The sequence below is a fragment of the Pseudogracilibacillus sp. SE30717A genome (assembly GCF_037071985.1).
GTDB lineage: Bacteria > Bacillota > Bacilli > Bacillales > Amphibacillaceae > Pseudogracilibacillus.
In genome coordinates this window covers 55,784-73,158 of record NZ_JAXHDF010000010.1, presented here as the reverse complement: position 1 = coordinate 73,158, position 17,375 = coordinate 55,784, and the positions used below count along the sequence as shown (strand labels likewise).

16 protein-coding genes, 1 other RNA gene and 1 other annotated feature are annotated in these 17,375 nt (G+C 35.1%); of the genes, 12 read left to right on the top strand and 5 right to left on the bottom strand.

The genetic code is table 11. The annotated features are described in order from the left end of the window. Positions 1-53 precede the first annotated feature (53 nt). On the top strand, positions 54-380 hold the full coding sequence (locus SPD48_RS15835; RefSeq protein ID WP_336259099.1) for a DUF485 domain-containing protein: 327 nt from the start codon (positions 54-56) through the stop codon (positions 378-380). Positions 381-383: 3 nt separating this feature from the next. Beyond that, a complete protein-coding gene (locus tag SPD48_RS15830; protein ID WP_336259098.1) occupies positions 384-1,949 on the top strand; it encodes a solute symporter family protein in 1,566 nt (521 codons plus the stop codon). 151 nt (positions 1,950-2,100) lie between these two features. Here the strand turns inward: SPD48_RS15830 and SPD48_RS15825 are convergent, their stop codons facing one another. Beyond that, complete coding sequence (locus tag SPD48_RS15825; RefSeq protein ID WP_336259097.1) at positions 2,101-3,822, bottom strand: SulP family inorganic anion transporter; 1,722 nt, start codon at positions 3,820-3,822, stop codon at positions 2,101-2,103. Between the two features lie 274 nt (positions 3,823-4,096). Between SPD48_RS15825 and SPD48_RS15820 the strand changes: the two genes are divergently transcribed. From SPD48_RS15820 to SPD48_RS15800, 5 genes are all read left to right on the top strand, one after another. Next, positions 4,097-4,861 (top strand): TatD family hydrolase, encoded by a 765-nt coding sequence (locus SPD48_RS15820; RefSeq protein ID WP_336259205.1) that lies wholly within the window; start codon positions 4,097-4,099, stop codon positions 4,859-4,861. A gap of 77 nt (positions 4,862-4,938) precedes the next feature. After that, positions 4,939-5,478, top strand: a complete 540-nt coding sequence (locus tag SPD48_RS15815; RefSeq protein WP_336259096.1) for a hydrolase — start codon at positions 4,939-4,941, stop codon at positions 5,476-5,478. Positions 5,479-5,538: 60 nt separating this feature from the next. Further along, positions 5,539-6,858 carry an RNA polymerase factor sigma-54 gene (gene rpoN, locus SPD48_RS15810; RefSeq protein WP_336259095.1) on the top strand — a complete coding sequence of 440 codons (1,320 nt, stop codon included), beginning with the start codon at positions 5,539-5,541 and terminating at the stop codon, positions 6,856-6,858. Positions 6,859-6,941: 83 nt separating this feature from the next. Then, positions 6,942-7,847 carry a DMT family transporter gene (locus SPD48_RS15805; RefSeq protein WP_336259094.1) on the top strand — a complete coding sequence of 302 codons (906 nt, stop codon included), beginning with the start codon at positions 6,942-6,944 and terminating at the stop codon, positions 7,845-7,847. Positions 7,848-8,102: 255 nt separating this feature from the next. Further along, the gene (locus SPD48_RS15800) at positions 8,103-8,720 is read left to right on the top strand and encodes an NUDIX hydrolase (protein WP_336259093.1); all 618 of its coding nucleotides are present in this window, start codon (positions 8,103-8,105) and stop codon (positions 8,718-8,720) included. 197 nt (positions 8,721-8,917) lie between these two features. Here SPD48_RS15800 and SPD48_RS15795 read toward each other — a convergent pair whose 3' ends face one another. After that, positions 8,918-9,481 (bottom strand): biotin transporter BioY, encoded by a 564-nt coding sequence (locus SPD48_RS15795; protein ID WP_336259092.1) that lies wholly within the window; start codon positions 9,479-9,481, stop codon positions 8,918-8,920. Positions 9,482-9,604: 123 nt separating this feature from the next. Between SPD48_RS15795 and SPD48_RS15790 the strand changes: the two genes are divergently transcribed. Then, a complete protein-coding gene (locus tag SPD48_RS15790) occupies positions 9,605-9,934 on the top strand; it encodes a DUF3221 domain-containing protein (protein WP_336259091.1) in 330 nt (109 codons plus the stop codon). Between the two features lie 35 nt (positions 9,935-9,969). Here the strand turns inward: SPD48_RS15790 and purU are convergent, their stop codons facing one another. Both purU and SPD48_RS15780 read right to left on the bottom strand, forming a co-directional pair. Beyond that, positions 9,970-10,857, bottom strand: coding sequence for a formyltetrahydrofolate deformylase (gene purU / locus SPD48_RS15785; protein WP_336259090.1), 888 nt, complete (start codon positions 10,855-10,857; stop codon positions 9,970-9,972). Positions 10,858-11,022: 165 nt separating this feature from the next. Beyond that, entirely contained in the window at positions 11,023-12,168 is a 1,146-nt protein-coding gene (locus SPD48_RS15780) for an RtcB family protein (protein ID WP_336259204.1), read from the bottom strand. A gap of 216 nt (positions 12,169-12,384) precedes the next feature. Between SPD48_RS15780 and ssrS the strand changes: the two genes are divergently transcribed. Next, positions 12,385-12,568: non-coding RNA, 6S RNA (gene ssrS / locus SPD48_RS15775), on the top strand. 162 nt (positions 12,569-12,730) lie between these two features. Continuing rightward, a complete protein-coding gene (locus SPD48_RS15770) occupies positions 12,731-14,158 on the top strand; it encodes an MDR family MFS transporter (protein WP_336259089.1) in 1,428 nt (475 codons plus the stop codon). Between the two features lie 185 nt (positions 14,159-14,343). Here the strand turns inward: SPD48_RS15770 and SPD48_RS15765 are convergent, their stop codons facing one another. Further along, positions 14,344-15,291: a DMT family transporter gene (locus SPD48_RS15765; protein WP_336259088.1), complete on the bottom strand. Its 948-nt coding sequence runs from the start codon at positions 15,289-15,291 to the stop codon at positions 14,344-14,346. A gap of 160 nt (positions 15,292-15,451) precedes the next feature. Then, positions 15,452-15,730, top strand: a binding site (T-box leader). A gap of 62 nt (positions 15,731-15,792) precedes the next feature. Here SPD48_RS15765 and SPD48_RS15760 point away from each other — a divergent pair. Next, on the top strand, positions 15,793-16,650 hold the full coding sequence (locus tag SPD48_RS15760) for an SAM hydrolase/SAM-dependent halogenase family protein (protein WP_336259087.1): 858 nt from the start codon (positions 15,793-15,795) through the stop codon (positions 16,648-16,650). A gap of 111 nt (positions 16,651-16,761) precedes the next feature. Further along, entirely contained in the window at positions 16,762-17,316 is a 555-nt protein-coding gene (locus tag SPD48_RS15755) for an ECF-type riboflavin transporter substrate-binding protein (RefSeq protein WP_336259203.1), read from the top strand. Positions 17,317-17,375 lie beyond the last annotated feature (59 nt).

The following is a 17,375-nucleotide window of genomic DNA, read 5'->3' as shown; positions in this document are numbered from 1 at the left end:
GATAAACTACCTGTTAAGCGTTTACATTATTGATATAAAAGGGAGGTAGTGTAATGTCAAAAGCTATTAACTTTGAACAAATTGAACAAACAGAAGAATTTAAGGAATTAAAACGGCAGAAATACAAATTTATTTTCCCAGTTCCTATTCTATTCTTCTTATACTATTTAACATTTCCAATCTTATCTGCGTATGCAAAACCGTTAATGACAAAACTTGTAATTGGTAACTTGACATTTGGATATCTGTTTGGTTTATCGTATTTTATTGTCATTTGGACACTTGCATTTGTATATGTAGTCAAAGCAAGAAAGTATGACAGAATGATCGATGAGATTGTTCAAAAATATGGACCGAAGACGAAAGAAAAGGGGGCATAAGATTTGGATACAGCAAAAATATTTGGAATTATTTTATTTGGACTTATTATTGCGTTAACGATGTACGTAACTTATTTAGCATCGAAACGTACAACGGGTACACAAGATTTTTATGCCGCCGGTAGATCTTTAACAGGTTTCCAAAATGGGATGGCGATTGCGGGAGACTATTTAAGTGCCGCATCTTTCCTTGGGATTGCGGGATTAGTAGCCCTTTACGGTTATGATGGTTTTATGTACTCGATTGGTTGGTTGATGGGATATATTATTGTATTATTTATTATTGCAGAGCCATTTAGAAACTCAGGAGAGTTTACTGTTGCAGACGTAATTTCTTATCGTTTAGAACAGCGTCCTGTACGGACAGCAGCGGCGTTTGTGACAATGGGAATCACTATCTTTTATATGATTTCTCAATTAGTTGGTGCTGGTGCAATTATTCATTTACTAGTAGGTATTCCATATGAAGTTTCCTTAATCATTGTTGGAGTTCTAATGATGATTTACGTTACACTCGGTGGAATGTTAGCAACGAGCTGGGTACAGATTATTAAAGCAGTTTTACTAATGAGTGCAATGCTTGTCATGTTAGTATTTATTGCGGTAATCTTTAAGTTTAATTTGTCATCTTTGTTTGGTTCTATTATAAATGGAAGTGAAATTGCTGGTCTTGGAAAAATTGGTGGTCAGGGAATTTCTTTCTTAGAACCAGGACAGTTATATAAGAACCCTATTGATTTATTATCTTTAGGAATGACCTTAATTTTAGGAACAGCGGGATTATCACATTTACTGGTACGTTTCTTCACAGTACCGACTGCTCAAGCTGCTAGATCGTCCGTTATCTGGGGTATGGTTATTATTGGTTCTTTCTATGTAATCATTGGAATTATCGGATTTGCATCTGCTTCACTTGTTGGTGAAGAAGCTATCACTGCAGCAGGCGGTGGAGGTAATATGGCAGCACCATTACTTGCCCAAGTTCTCGGTGGTGGAGCAGGAACCCTTGGTGGAGAAATATTTATGGCTGCTATTTCAGCAGTAGCGTTCGCTACGATTGTTGCTGTTGTTGCCGGTCTAGTAATCACTGGAGCAGGAGTGTTTGCTCACGATATTTACACAAACGTTATTAAACGTGGTGAAGTAGATCAGAAGAAACAATTCCAAGTTGCTCGTTTAGCAGCACTTTTGATCGGTATTATTTCGATCATTTTAGGTATCTTAGCAAAGAACTTCAACGTAGCTCAGTTAGTTACGTATTCATTTGCGATTGGTGCGAGCTCTAACTTACCAGTTATTATATTCTCTATTTACTGGAAGCGATTCAATACTCCAGGAGCTGTTGCATCTATGATTACGGGTACTTCGGTGACAATTATATTAATTTTACTAAGCCCACAAATTTTACATGAAAATGCTATTTATCCTTTAACAAACCCAGGTATCATTAGTATTCCAGCAGGATTCTTAGCTGCATGGCTCGTAACATTAATGACAAAACCAGAAGATAAAGATAAAGTGTATGCAGAAATGTCTGTACGTTCTCACACTGGTTTAGGAGCAGAGTAAGAATAGTAGCTTTAAAATATCTGATAGATACTCTTGAAACAATTTATTAAATCAAAACCAGCTGCCATTATTGCAATAATGGCAGCTGGTTTTTGTTTTGACAAGATTCTCATATTATGTGAGTAAATATATTTAGATACTACACTCAATTTTAGAGTGAAGATGAATCTACTTTTTTAAAGACACGACAGCTGTTATCTGTACGTTTATTACAGTAAGGGCACTTTTTTAAATCAATAATTTGTAACGCATAATTAATCGCATCTGTTGTATCATGAAAGAAATTATTAGGTCCAATCACATCATACAGTCCACTTCTTTTTAACATATCAAGCGGTTCTTCGTGTAACTCTGTTATTAGAACCGTACCTTTCTTTTTAATAAAATCTTTCACAAACGTTGCTAAGTTAGCTTCACCGGTAACGTCAATCACGGATACATGTCGCATTTTTAAAATTAATACTGTTGGACGTTTAAGAATAGAGCGTGAGAGAGTTGATTCAAAACGATCCGCAGCTCCAAAGAATAATGGACCATGTATGGTAAAACTGGCAATCTTTGAACAACTGTATTCAGTTCGGTTGTCTTTTCCTCTACCTTCTTTGTCAGCAAATTGAACAGGCATGATATTTTGTACGTTTAACACATTACTGATACGTCTTACAAACGATACCATGGCAAGTAATAATCCAATTGGAACTGCGATGGTTAAATTGACAAACACAGTGAGAAGAAATGTTGTAATTAGTACTAATGAGTCTGATGTACGTAATTTAAATATCGAACGGAACGATTTATATTCACTCATATTGAATGCAACGACCATTAATATTGGAGCCATACTAGCTAATGGGATATGAGAAGCATAAGGCGCAAATAATAACAATGTTAGTAAGACAAAAATACTTTGAAAAATTCCTGAGAAAGGACTTATTGCACCACTCTTTATATTGGTTGCTGTTCTAGCAATCGCCCCAGTTGCGGGAATTCCTCCAAAAAATGGAGTAACAATATTCGCTAAACCTTGGCCAAATAATTCCCGGTTTGATTTATGCTGCTTACCAGTCATACCATCCGCTACAACGGCTGATAGGAGAGATTCTATTCCACCAAGCATGGCTATAGCAAATGCAGGTTGCCACAAATAAAGTAATTTATCAAACGTAATTTCAGGTAATTTAAAACCCGGTAGAGATTGAGAAATACCGCCAAAAGCAGAACCAATAGTTGCAACCTTACCTTGAAAGAACAAAAAACTAATAATTGCCGGTATGACGAGTGCCACGAGAAGTACCGGTAATCGAGGAAAGAATTTAGGTACAAAAATAATTATCAGTAAGCCAAGAATGGCGATAAGTACACTGTATATGTTGACCGTATCAATATTTCTGATAATTTCCAACATATTTTCATGAAAGTATTGTTTCTTCTCTATGTTTTTCAGGCCTAAGAAGTTTTCAATTTGTCCGGAAAATATTATTACTGCAATACCTGAAGTAAATCCTATCGTTACCGATCTAGGTATATATGTTATTAAACTGCCAAATTTAAAGATACTCATTAAAATGAGCATTACTCCCGCCAACATTCCTGCAATAAGTAAATCTTCGTAGCCGTACTGTAAAACGATTGCGAGCAATATAGGAATAAAAGCCCCCGTCGGTCCAGCAATTTGAAAATGGGATCCACCGAATAATGCAACTATGAGTCCTGCAATAATTGTTGTATAAATACCATATTCCGGACTAACTCCAGACGCTATTGCAAATGCCATTCCTAAAGGGATAGCTACTACACCGACTGTAATCCCAGCGATTAAGTCATTCTTTAAGTCACTTGTGGTTAAACCTTTAAAGCGATCATCACTAAACAATCTACAACACTCCTAATTTAATAATGGAACGGTAAAACGACAGATCCCTAGTTGACCGCTAACAAATCTAGGTATCTGTCCAAAACATTAAAAACCAAATTATATATCTATTATATCACAAAGGGCGAAAATTTAAAAGGTTGTTATATAACAGAATTATAAATGAACCATAAGACAGATGGCATATCAACTGATAAATGGTAAAATAAAAAGAATCGATGCTACCGTAAAATGAATCTACTAAATAAGAGGAGTGTTACGGATCTTGAGAAAAGTGATTGATGCGCATATTCATATTGATGATTATAAAAAAGAATCACGACTAAAAGTGTTACAAGAATTAAAACAATATAATGTAACTGCACTAATTGCTGTCGCAAAAAATATTACCTCTTCAAAACTAATATATGAATTATCCAAGGATTGGTTGGAAATTAAACCGGCATTTGGATATCATCCGGAACAACGCTTACCAACTGAGCAAGAGATGGAAGAGTTGATAAAATTTATCGAAGACCACAATGACGAAATGATTGCAATCGGGGAGGTAGGACTTCCCTTTTATCAAAGAACAGAAGATTCATCCCTTCCTTTTGAAGCGTATATTGAGCTATTGGAATATTTTATCCGTTTAGCAAAGAAATACAATAAACCAATTGTGTTACACGCTGTTTATGAAGATGCTGAAATAGCTTTGGATTTATTAGAAAAACATTCGATCGACAAGGCTCATTTTCATTGGTTTAAGGCAGATAATTCAACGGTAGAACGGTTAATCGCTAATCGATATCATATTTCTGTTACGCCAGATATTTTATACAGTCAAAGATCGATTGATTTAATGGCTACATATCCTTTAACGTTAACGATGGTTGAAACAGATGGACCTTGGCCATTTACAGGTCCTTTTACAGGAGAATTAACACATCCGAAAATGGTTCATCAAGTCATTCGAAAAATTGCCAGCATAAAAAAATTAGCTGTAGAAGAAATATATAAAGTAGTTTATCGAAATACAAAGTCTTTTTATCGATTATAAGCTAAAATAGTCGATGTGAAGTCTATATAGATATATGTTAGAATAAGATAAAACGTAGTAGAAAGGGTTTGAGGTATATGTTAAAGATAGATAATACAGCGCTTGTATTAATTGATGTACAAGGAAAACTTGCCAAAATAATGCATCAGAGTAAAGAGCTTTTGGTAAATTTAGAACGCTTAATCCAAGGTGCACATCTTCTTGAAATTCCGATCATTTGGTTGGAGCAGTATCCAAAAGGCCTCGGACCAACCGCAGATGAAATTAAGCAGCATTTAGCTGAATTGAGGCCTATTGATAAAATGACGTTTAGCGCATGTAAAAATGATGATTTTCAAAAAGAGATTGCTAGTTTAGAGAAAATGAACTACCTCGTCGCAGGCATTGAGTCACATATTTGTGTATACCAAACAGTAAGTGAATTATTAAATGAAGGAAATCACGTTGAAGTTGTCATTGATGGCGTGTCATCAAGAACATTAGCAAATAAAGAAGTCGGTATCGAAAAAATGAAATCATTAGGTGCACAAGTTACCTCAGTTGAGATGGCATTATTTGAATTAATGGAAACAGCTGAACATCCTAAGTTTAAAGAAATCAGTAAATTAATTAAATAAATATAGAGTTTAAATACGTGTATATGTTTGTTTTGAATTTTATTTTTAGGAGGGATAAATGTGAAGGTGATCTTAGAGCAAAAACAGATGTTGAAGATGGTCATGACGACCGAACTTCGTCAGGCGATTGAATTATTACAACTTTCAACATATGAATTGATGCAATTTATCCGTAAACAAGCAGAAGAAAATCCTTTAATTGAGCTTGCAGATACTATTTATGACACTCCAGCAAACAGAACACGGTCACCGTACAGAGAAAAAAGTATAAATTCAGTTGAGTTCTCAGTAAGTGAAGAAAAAACATTGTATTCTTATTTGACAGAACAGTTAATGGATTACGAACTGAGTGAACATGAGCGGGATACAGTTGAATATATGATATTAAACTTGGATGAAAACGGTTATCTTAACATTTCTGAAGATGAAATTTGTAAGCGTTTAAACACCAATAAAGAAACGGTAGAAAAAGCAAATAGTCTACTCCAAAAATTGGAGCCTGCCGGCATAGGTGCAAAAAATTTAACCGAATGCCTTCTCATTCAAGCAAAAAGGAAGTTTCCAGAAAATGAAATTCTTTTGCAGCTCATAGAAGGCTTTTTACAGCCTCTTGCTGATAAAAAGTGGGATCAGATTGCAAAGCAACTTTCGATCTCTCTTCAGGATGTAAAAAAATTATTTGATATGATACGGCTTTTTAACCCGAAACCTGCTTCTAGTTTTTCATCTGAAAAGGTTGAATATGTGACTCCAGATATTTTTATAAGTAAAACAAATGATAAAAAAGGTTTTACAGTTACGTTAAATGATTACTATCTACCCAAAATCACATATAACCATTCCTATTATCTTGAGTTAACTAAAACGAGACAAGTAGCTAACTATGTAAAAGACTATTTTAAAAAATATGAATGGCTTCAAAGAAGTATTGAACAACGGAGAGAAACAATTATTAAGATTATGAAGGTAGTCATAGGGAGACAACATGCATATTTGACAAATGGTTCCCCGGCATCGATACAGGCTCTTACATTAAAAGAGGTTGCACGGGAAATAGGGATGCATGAATCTACTGTCAGTAGAGCGACAGCTAATAAAATTGTTCAAACTCCAATTGGGACATTTGAACTGCGTCGATTGTTTTCTACAAAACTATCTTCACCAACAGGCGAAGCTGCTTCACAATTAAAGGTAAAAGCATTATTGAAGAAAATGATAAACGAAGAAGATAAATGTAAGCCCTTATCCGATCAAAAACTATCCAATCTAATGAAAGAGGAAGGAATCCTTGTTTCACGAAGAACTATTGCAAAATATCGAGAGGAACTCAATATACTCTCTTCAACTAAAAGGAAAGAAATCAAGATAACAAATGAATAATTTGATATAATAAGAGATTAAAGCATACTTCATAGAATTCTATGAAGTTTTTATTTTTTGTTTAGAAAGAAAAAGGTGATCGATTGGCAAGGATATATACATTACTTTTTTTAGTTATGGCGATATGGGGATTTAATTTATCGGCCCTCGTCGTATTAGTTAATAATGTCGAACCAATTACATTAACTGCCGCTCGTATTTTTGTGGCGGGAATTTCAGTACTCATTATTTCCAAGTTGATTGGAATCTTTCGTTTACCGACGAAAGAGGAATGGAAGACGATCTTTATTATTACCATCTTTAACGTCGCATTTCATCATACCTTCTTAGCTTTGGGTCTGACTAGGACTACTGGAGTGAATGCGGGGATCATACTTGGAGCAGCTCCCCTTGTGACGATGGTTTTATCAATTATTATTTTACATAATCAGATTTCCCGTTTACGTGCATTTGGATTTTTGTTAGGTTTTATCGGAATTCTTATCACTTCTTTAGCTGGTACAGAAGGAATAGCTACAGTCTCTTCGGGAGATGTGATGATTTTTTTATCTATGTTTGTTCAGGCGTTTAGTTTTATTTTAATTAGTAAACTGAACCCGACATTTGATCCACGCTTATTAACTGGATATATGTTAATGCTCGGTTCCATATTTATTTTTGTAGTGAGTTTTATTTTAGAGGGAGATTTCGTTCAATTATCAAAATTGTTATCTTGGAAACTAGGTATGCTCTTTTTGTTTAGTGCTATCATTGCGACAGCATTCGGACATATGACGTATAATTTTGCGATTAAGAATGTCGGACCGACTGAAACAACGATTTTTGTTAACTTAAATACATTATTTGCTTTACTTGGTGCTACATTTTTTTTAGGTGAACCGATTATGAAGAGTGATTTTATTGGATTAATATTTATTTTAGTAGGTGTTTTTATCGGTTCAGGAACATTAGAATATTTAATTAAGAAAAGACGTATGAGAGCACGATAAAGCTTCTTGTTCATGCAAGTTATAATTCGTGAAGAATAAAAAATAGAAAACGGGTGGGACGTAAATCAAAATGAAGCAACATACATTGGATCAGTATATAACATGCAATGTGCGAATAGTGCTAGGGGAAATTTGGCCTTACTTTATGGGGTTCTAAAAAAACAGAAGGTTTTGAATCAGTGGAATATGTATTAATAGACCAAGATATTTTAGATTTTATAAAAATGTAAATTTTTATAATGGGTGGTGATGTTAATGGAGCCTAAATGGCTTGATTGGGCAAAACAACTGCAATCAATAGCACAAGCAGGATTAACTTATTCCAAAGATGTTTATGACTTGGAAAGATTTGAATTACTAAGAAATATAAGCATTGAAATATTGTCGCAATATACAGATATGGATAGAACAGTTATAAGAAATTTATTTGCCAATGAAACTGGTTATGCAACACCTAAAATAGATATTAGGGCTGTTGTATTTAGACATAATAAGATATTAATGGTTAGAGAAAACACGGATGGTAATTGGTCGTTACCAGGCGGTTGGGGTGACATAGGATTAACTCCAAGTGAAGTTGCAATTAAAGAAACAAAGGAAGAATCAGGATTTGATGTAAAAGCAATCAAATTGTTAGGTATACTTGATAAGAAGTGCCATCCCCACCCTCCTTCTCCCTATCATGTTTATAAAATGTTTATCCAATGTGAAATAATTGGTGGACAGGCAAAAGAAGGAATAGAAACTGATGCAGTCGAGTTCTTTTCTGAAAACAATTTACCATCTTTATCAATAGCCAGAAATACAGAATCGCAAATTAAATTGGCTTTTAAACATTTACATAATCCACAAGAACCTGTTTATTTTGATTGATAATCCAAGTTGAATATCGATTAGTGTTATATTGAATGGCATGATATGCGCTGTATATATTAACTTTGTAGTCTCTAAATTACATTGCGGTGTACTTGTAAGTAGACTAGATTTTAGTGAAAAATCCGAACTACTACAAGTTCTGATAAACTTGTAAGATAGTTCGGTTAACTCTAATACCAGAAACTCTTATTATATTAACTAGCCCTTTCTGTTTGTGTATAAATAATGTTGGCAGATTGTAGGCGTTGACGTACAAGAATACCAATCCATGCGGCAAGAAAAGCTTTGATTAGACCACCGACAATAAATGGAATGAATCCCGCCATAAATGCTGCAGGCCATGTAAGATTGGCGATAAATTTAAGCCAAACTGTGCCAATGATTAATGTAATGAACATCCCAATGATATTTGCAATGAAAGCATTAATAACTGTAAATTTAGTTTTTTCGAGATAAATACCAATGATATAGGCAGTCGGAATAAATCCGATGATGAATCCGCCGGTCGGTCCAAAAATAACTCCTAACCCTGCACTCATTTGTGAGAAAACAGGAATACCTATAGCTCCGATTATAAGATATAAAACAGATGATAGCGATCCGTAACGTGATCCTAATATAGTAGCTGCAAGTCCTATAGCAAGTGTCTGTCCGGTTATTGGCACAAGCGGTAAGGGAATGGTTACTTGGGCAAGTACACCAATAATTGCAGCAAATAATGCAGTTATATTCATCATTTGTAATTTGGAATTTCTCATTTTCTTCCCCCTTGTCAATATAATGTAAACCTATGTATTTTTAAGTTAACATAATTTGTAGAATACAAGAAAACAAATAAGTTGTCAAGAGAGAGTATGCGAAATTAGAAAGGAGAAAGAGGCTTGAAGTCGAAGGAATTAATTAGTATTCTGTGTTTTTTTATTCTAATAACAGGCTGTGGATTAAATGAAAAAATGGAAGGATATATCTTAGAGGTTGCAGAGGGGAGTATACTTTTCGCTGAAGACGCGAGTATGGAAGAATATGACGAATGGAAAGACTTAACCTATGATGAGCTGTTAGAGGCATCCCCAAAACCGTCTCTAATCAAACTTACCTATGAAGATGTGGAAAAACTTCAAAAAGGGGACTATGTCCAAGTTAAGCTGGAAGGCGATGTGGCAGCTTTATTTCCAGGCCAAGCTAAAGCTAAAAAAGTTCAACTAAAATGAAACACTTCTCGCCGAATAGCAAGAAGTGTTTTGACTTAATGGAAAACGATTGTTTTATTATCTTTAACAATTATTCGGTCTTGTAGATGCCATTTTACAGCTCGGGCTAGAACTCGTCGTTCTACTTGCTGACCAATCTTTTTAAGTGTTGCAATATTATCGCGATGATCGACACGTTCTATATCTTGCTCAATAATTGGCCCTTCATCTAAGTCATTTGTCACATAATGTGAAGTAGCCCCAATTAATTTAACTCCCCGTTCGTATGCTCTTTCGTAAGGACGTGCACCAATAAATGCAGGTAGGAAAGAGTGATGAATATTTATAATTTGATTTGGGAAATTCTGGACGAAATTAGGTGTTAAGATTTGCATATAACGTGCCAAAATGAGTACATCTATATCGTGTTCTTTCATAAGTTCAATTTGTTTTGCTTCTACTTCTTCCCTTATATCTTTGTTGGCAGGAATATAATAGAATGGTATACCAAGTGGTTCGACAATCTCTCTTGCTGTTTCATGATTACTAATAACAAGGGGGATATCTGTATCTAAATCTCCACTTTGCCATTCCCATAACAGCTCAAGTAAGCAATGGATCTCTTTTGAAACAAAGATTGCACTTCGTTTCCTGTTTTTATTGTACGTAAAATTAAAATCCATTTCGAACTCATTTGCTAATGTTTTAAAGGCAGCTTCCATTTGACTACGTATTTGTAAGAGATTTTCACAGTAATATTCAAAACGTATATAGAACATTCTGCTTTCATCATCACTTGAATATTGACTAGATTCCATTATGTCTGCGCCATGATCATATAAAAATTTTGATAAAGCCGCAACAATTCCCGGTTTATCTGGACATTTAACTAATAATCGTCCAATATTTTCTTTTTGTCGATTATATTGTGTGAAAATTGACATATCTTCTACGACTCCTACTAAAAATTTTTTCCATGTATGATTATACATGAAACTTCTTTTTTAATAACTTAAAATGATTCCTATTTTAAGGCCCTTATAAATAAATGGGATAATAGTTTAAATATGAGCAAAGGTTTTACTTGATGTTAAATTTTAGCAGTAGATTTAATCACTAGCCATTACAACACCAATAGGTTTTAGTGTATGGAGAATTTCTATCGTTCCTTCATGCGCATCTAATACTTCTTGCAATTTTCTATAGACAAATGGACTTTCATCAGTGCCAGCACCTCGTAGTTCAACTCCATAACGTTTTACTGCTTTTTTCATTTGTTCTTCTGTAATAGCTCCACCACGTCTTTTACGTGTCTTCCAATTCATCTTTCCAGCTGCTTGAGTTCGACTCATAATTCTACCCGCTCCGTGAACGGTACTATAAAAAGCCTCTTTACTTTTCTCTGACTCTACACCTTGTAAAATGACAGAAATATCGCCCATGCTTCCGCCTACAAAGCCAAGTTGTCCCGGTGCTGCAGGGGTTGCACCTTTTCGAACAACTATATATTCTTTGCCGAAATGGGTTTCTTTCCACGCATAATTATGGTGATTATGTACTTCAAATGTGGATTCTGCACCTAATATATCGAGAACTTGTTGAATGACATAATCTCTTCCCGCATATGCATAACGACCGGCTAGCGTCATAGCTCGGTAATACATTTCTCCTAATTCACTATCCATTTGAAATAAGGTAGGCGCTACTTCCATTGATTCCCCTGGAGCGCGGTCAGAAAAAGCAAGACCTTTAGCTAAATTGAGGAAACCTGTTGCAGTTCGATGACCTAAACCACGGCTACCAAAGTGATTGCCAATCCAAACTTCTTCTGTGTTTTGATCGATTAGAATATCGACATAATGGTTTCCAGATCCGGCTGTTCCAAGCTGTGCTCGTGCAGTTGCTTTTAATTGATCATGTTCATGTTGTCCAATTTCTTTAAACACATTCCAATTTTCGTCGTCAAAAATTTCATGATCAACCGGGACTGGATTTTTTCTTCCAAAGCCAAAAGGAACTTTTTTCTGCACTTCATCCATAATAGATGAAATCGTATCTTTTATATCGTTGTATTGTAAGTTCGTTTTCACTGCTTTATTTCCACAGGCAATATCATATCCGACACCAGATGGAGAAATCTGCCCATCGTATACAACCACACCGCCAACAGGTTGTGAGTACCCATAATGACCATCTGCACACATAACGCCACCAACGACATTACCAGTTTCTAAACAATGATTAAACTGTCTTATTGTGTCTTGTTCATGCTTCCCAAAAATAACAGTTTTCAATGTGATCCACTCCTCTTACATAGTATACATGATTAGAAGAAAGTCCTCATGTTTAGTCTTATTTTTAAAGGGAATATATATATGAACAAACAATTAATTGATAAAACTGAATAGTAAAATAGTGGTAAATATAGATTCTTTCCATTGAATTTTTAAAGATTTAGGGTTATTATATAACTAAAGCTGCGATGTCCGTAATTTACTTAAGTTTAACCTCTAAACAAGAATTAGGGAGTTTTAATATCGAGGGCCGAATGTCATGCCTTCCTTTGAGAGGAAGACAGGAAGTCCTTTGCGAACACCCACTTAGTTAAGTGGTGGTTAAAACTTTTTAATTGATTACGGCATCTGTGGCTGTTTTATTCGTTATAGAAGTTATCCGCTCTTTCAAACAAAGAGCGGATTTTATGTTTTTAACACTGTTATTGTGAAAGTTCTCGAGTTATGAGCAGATAAGATAAAACATCTGTCGAATAGAGCTATAATAGACGATAAGCTTTTCTAAGACTTGGGGGTACTTTATGTGACTAAATTTACAACTCAAAGCACTGAGAAATATAATCGTTTAACGATTGTTGCAATTTTATTGGGCGGTTCTTTTTTAGCAATTTTAAATCAGACATTATTAATAACCGCTACACCTCACATTATGGAGGAATTTAAATTAACGGAAAACTCTGGACAGTGGGTGACAACTATTTTTATGCTCGTCAATGGGATCATGATTCCTATTACGGCATTTTTAATGGAAACCTTTACAACAAGGAGATTGTTTATCGTTTCCATGTCCGTATTTATAGCTGGAACTGTCGTATGTGCGTTATCTGCAAACTTCCCTATGTTAATGGTAGGGAGAATTATACAAGCTGCTGGTGCAGGGATTGTTATGCCGCTTATGATGACAATATTTATGTTGATTTTTGCTGTCGAAAAACGTGGTTTTGCAATGGGCATATCTGGCTTGGTCATATCTTTTGCTCCTGCAATTGGTCCATCTTTATCCGGTTGGTTAATTGAAATCTTTCCTTGGAGATCGCTATTTTATATTATTCTTCCCTTAGCTATTATCGATTTAGTAATTGGAATATTTTTTATGAAAAATATTATTACTCGGACATTCCCTAAAGTTGATTTTCTATCTATCATCTTATCTACGCTCGGTTTTGGCGGATTATTATATGGATTTAGTAGTGTTGGTAATTATGGATGGTCAGATACAGGGGTGATGATCTCGTTAATCGTTGGCGCGATTACAATCACTATTTTTATCCTTAGACAACTAAAATTAAAGCAACCGGTATTAGAGTTCCGTGTTTTTACATATAAGATATATACATTAACGACAATAATCGGGATGATTGGTTTTACGATGTTAATTGCTGCTGAAACTATTTTACCAATTTATATGCAGTTGATGGCAGGGTTTACCGCTTTTGAATCGGGATTAATGATCTTACCTGGCGCCTTGATTATGGGAATATTATCCCCATTTATCGGAAAAGTTTTTGATGCTATCGGTGCGAGGTGGCTATTAATTATCGGGTTATCGATCATGTCTATTACGACGTTGTTTTTTACAAATTTAACAGAAAATACGTCATTATTCTTTTTAACAGTTGTGTTTGCGGTTCGCATGATTGGAATTTCAATGGTAATGATGCCTTCTACGACCGCAGGGTTAAATGTACTGCCGACAAGGCTTATTCCTCATGGGACTGCAATGACAAATACGATGCGACAAGTAGCTGCTTCAATTGGAACGGCAACTCTTGTAACCGTCATGTCCCTTACGGCTAAAGACCCATCCGAAGCAGGCGTGCAAGGGCTTATTCATGGAGTGAATATAGTATTTATCGTTGCGACAGTCATTACGATTATCGGTTTGATATTATCTTTTTATGTGAAAGATAATAAACGAGTAATGGAAGAAAATTCAGCTGCTGAAATGTAAAAAATAATTTTGAAATTAAAATGTTATTTCTCGAAAAAATCTAAATAAAATAAGCAGCGGTTGCGATAGCGGTAATCACTGCTTATTTTTAATTCCAAGCACAAAAAAGAGAAGCCTCTAAAAAGGACGAGCGAACTCCAAAATTGGAGAGCTTTCTTTAGCAAAGCATATTTTAAAAACATTAACTAAGAAACTTGTTTGTCCATCCCTGTTAGCCGTTTACGATCGATTAAAGTTGAGATGACGCTATGCAAAATAATACCGGAAATAACGAGGATAATTCCCATAATGGAGATAAAATTAGGGAAAACTGCTCCTAGAAATATAATTTCACCAACTAAAGCGAAGATGACTTCTCCCGCTGTTGTTGCTTCTACTCCTGCAAGTTTATGATTATCATGTTGAACAAGTTCTGTTGCGTAGAAAAATAATATCGTTGCAATAATGCCCGATGCAATGGCAACAATAAATGTTTGGACTACCTGACTTTGAGTAGGTGATCCATATGTAAACGAACCATAAATACCTAAAATAATCCAAAAAGGCATGGAAGCAATCGTCATCCCTAATGTACGTTGAATGGTGTTTAATTCTCCGTTCACAATCTGCATCATTTTTCGATTGCCTAGCGGGTAGGAGATTGCTGAAATAATAAGTGGAATGATCGTTAGTATGAGTGCTAGAGAAGATACTTTGCTAGCATGTTCAAGTTGCATGAGAACAACTCCAATAATGATAATTAACGATACGATAATACTTTGAATTGGAATAGAACGATTTGTTTTATTAATAAAAGGAACGAGCAACGAGCCAGCGACAATACTTAGTTGAAATGTAGCAGCAACGAGCCAGCCGGGAGCGTAAATTGTTCCGAAAGTAAGTGGTGCATAGAATAATCCAAATCCGACAGTACTCCAGATGATCCAAGAAAGCGGATATTTTTTTATATGAAGTAGGACTGGTTTTACATTACGTTTATATCCAACGAGCAGAAATAAAATTGGTAGCATAAAGAAAAAGCGAAGAGAAGAACTCCAAACCCAACTACCACCTTCTAATTCCATTGCCCGATTTAAAATAAAGGTCACAGAGAAAAAAAGTGCGGCTAATATTCCAATTAAAATCGGTCTCAAATCATCACACCTTTCTTAAAAATATTTATTAGTTGCTTTAGAGCAGGCCCCTTCTAGCTTAACATAGAATGTTTAATAGGAGATAAAAACTTTAAAAATAATGCTTGACATATTTTTATCCGGGCCATATAATCAATTTATATTAAAAATGCATATAAAAATAAAAACGTAGATGAGAAAAAGTAAGATTTTGTAATTTTTCAACAGAGAGCTTCGGTAGCTGAAAAGAAGCAAAAATGAGAAATCTGAAAAATGGCCTCAGAGTTTCGTGCTGAACATACTGTAAAGTATAAGTAGGTTCCGACGGGAATTAGCATCCGTTATCAAAGCAAGGGTATTAAAAGTGTTTTCTATAAACATTTGCGTACTTAATGAGGCTATTTGTGTGAGCAAATAGTAAAGTAAGGTGGTAACACGTATATTCAACCACGTCCTTATCGATAATTAACGATATGGACGTGGTTTTTTATTTTTACTAAAAAATTTTTGGAGGTAGAAGAAATGAGTAGACATTTAGTATTACAGACAGACTTTGGATTATGTGATGGGGCAGTAAGTGCGATGTATGGTGTTGCTTTATCAGTCGATCCAGATTTAAAAATATATGATTTAACCCACGAAATTCCACAGTACAATATTTGGGAAGGTTCTTACCGTCTTTATCAGACGATAACGTATTGGCCAGAAGAGACTGTATTTGTTTCGGTTGTAGATCCTGGAGTTGGAACAGAGCGGTTAAGTATTGTGGCAAAAACGACAGATAATCAATATATTGTTACTCCAGATAATGGAACATTAACACATGTTGCCGAAAATATCGGTATCGTTGCTGTTAGAGAAATAGATGAAACGAAGAACCGCTTACCGAATTCTGGAGAGTCCTACACATTCCATGGCCGAGATATTTACGCTTATACAGGTGCTAGATTAGCCGCTGGAGTAATTAAATTTGACGAAGTAGGCCGGGAATTATCCGTAGATTCCATCCTTAAATTAATCAACCCAGAACCAAAATCAGGGGAAGGAATTGTAACAGGTAATATTGATATTCTCGATGTCCGATTTGGAAACCTTTGGACGAATATAAGCCGAGAACTTTTTATTCAATCCGATGTGAAATACGGTGATTTACTGGAGGTAACGATTGAAAACAACAATCGTCAAGTATATAAAAATGCTATGACGTTTGGAAGATCATTTGCTGACAGTCGTCTAGGTGAACCACTAATCTATGTTAACTCTGTTGATAAGCTGGGAGTGGCAATTAACCAAGGATCATTTGCAAAAGCCTATCATATTGGAACAGGGATCAATTGGAAAATTACGATTCGAAAAACAAATAACCGAGCATATAATTAATAATAATTAGAAAGAAATATTTAAAAAGAATTTACTATTAAGCAAGCGAAGTAGTCAAAAGATCGAAACGAGTAATTTAGCAGATAGATAATAAAAAATAAAGGAGAATGTATAATGGAAAAAGGATTATCAATTAAAACGATTGTTGCAATTGGGATTGGGTCAGCCGTATTTGTTATATTAGGAAGGTTTGTCTCGATTCCGACCGGAATACCAAATACATCGATTGAAACAGCATATGCATTTCTTGCATTAATGGCTGTAGTGTTTGGACCGGTAGCAGGATTTTTAATCGGGCTCATTGGGCATGCATTAAAAGATGCTGTTTTCTATGGATCGATTTGGTGGAGCTGGGTACTCGTATCTGCTTTTGTAGGACTGTTTATTGGATTGTTCGCTAATCGGATCAATATTCAGTCAGGCATATTTGAAGGCAAACAAATTGTTACGTTTAATGTTATTCAAGCCCTAGCTCAAGCGGTTGGTTGGTTTGTTATCGCCCCTACTCTTGATGTATTAATTTATGCTGAACCAGCAAATAAAGTATATCTTCAAGGGATTGTAGCCGGCCTTTCAAATATTGTCACGGTAGGTGTAATTGGAACTATCCTTCTTGTATCTTATGCAAAAACACGTAATAAAAGTGACAGCTTATCTGTTGAGTAATTGATATAAGAATTAGAAATTATACATTTTATTAAATCTTATTTCTACTTTTCATTGTA

Bases quoted from the DNA above. Each gene is read 5' to 3' on its own strand.
- SPD48_RS15760 (WP_336259087.1), top strand. From the start codon at position 15,793: ATGAGTAGACATTTAGTATTACAGACAGACTTTGGATTATGTGATGGG.
- purU (WP_336259090.1), bottom strand. From the start codon at position 10,857: ATGTCAATTTTCACACAATATAATCGACAAAAAGAAAATATTGGACGA.
- SPD48_RS15795 (WP_336259092.1), bottom strand. From the start codon at position 9,481: ATGAGAAATTCCAAATTACAAATGATGAATATAACTGCATTATTTGCT.
- SPD48_RS15815 (WP_336259096.1), top strand. From the start codon at position 4,939: ATGTTAAAGATAGATAATACAGCGCTTGTATTAATTGATGTACAAGGA.
- SPD48_RS15800 (WP_336259093.1), top strand. From the start codon at position 8,103: ATGGAGCCTAAATGGCTTGATTGGGCAAAACAACTGCAATCAATAGCA.
- SPD48_RS15835 (WP_336259099.1), top strand. From the start codon at position 54: ATGTCAAAAGCTATTAACTTTGAACAAATTGAACAAACAGAAGAATTT.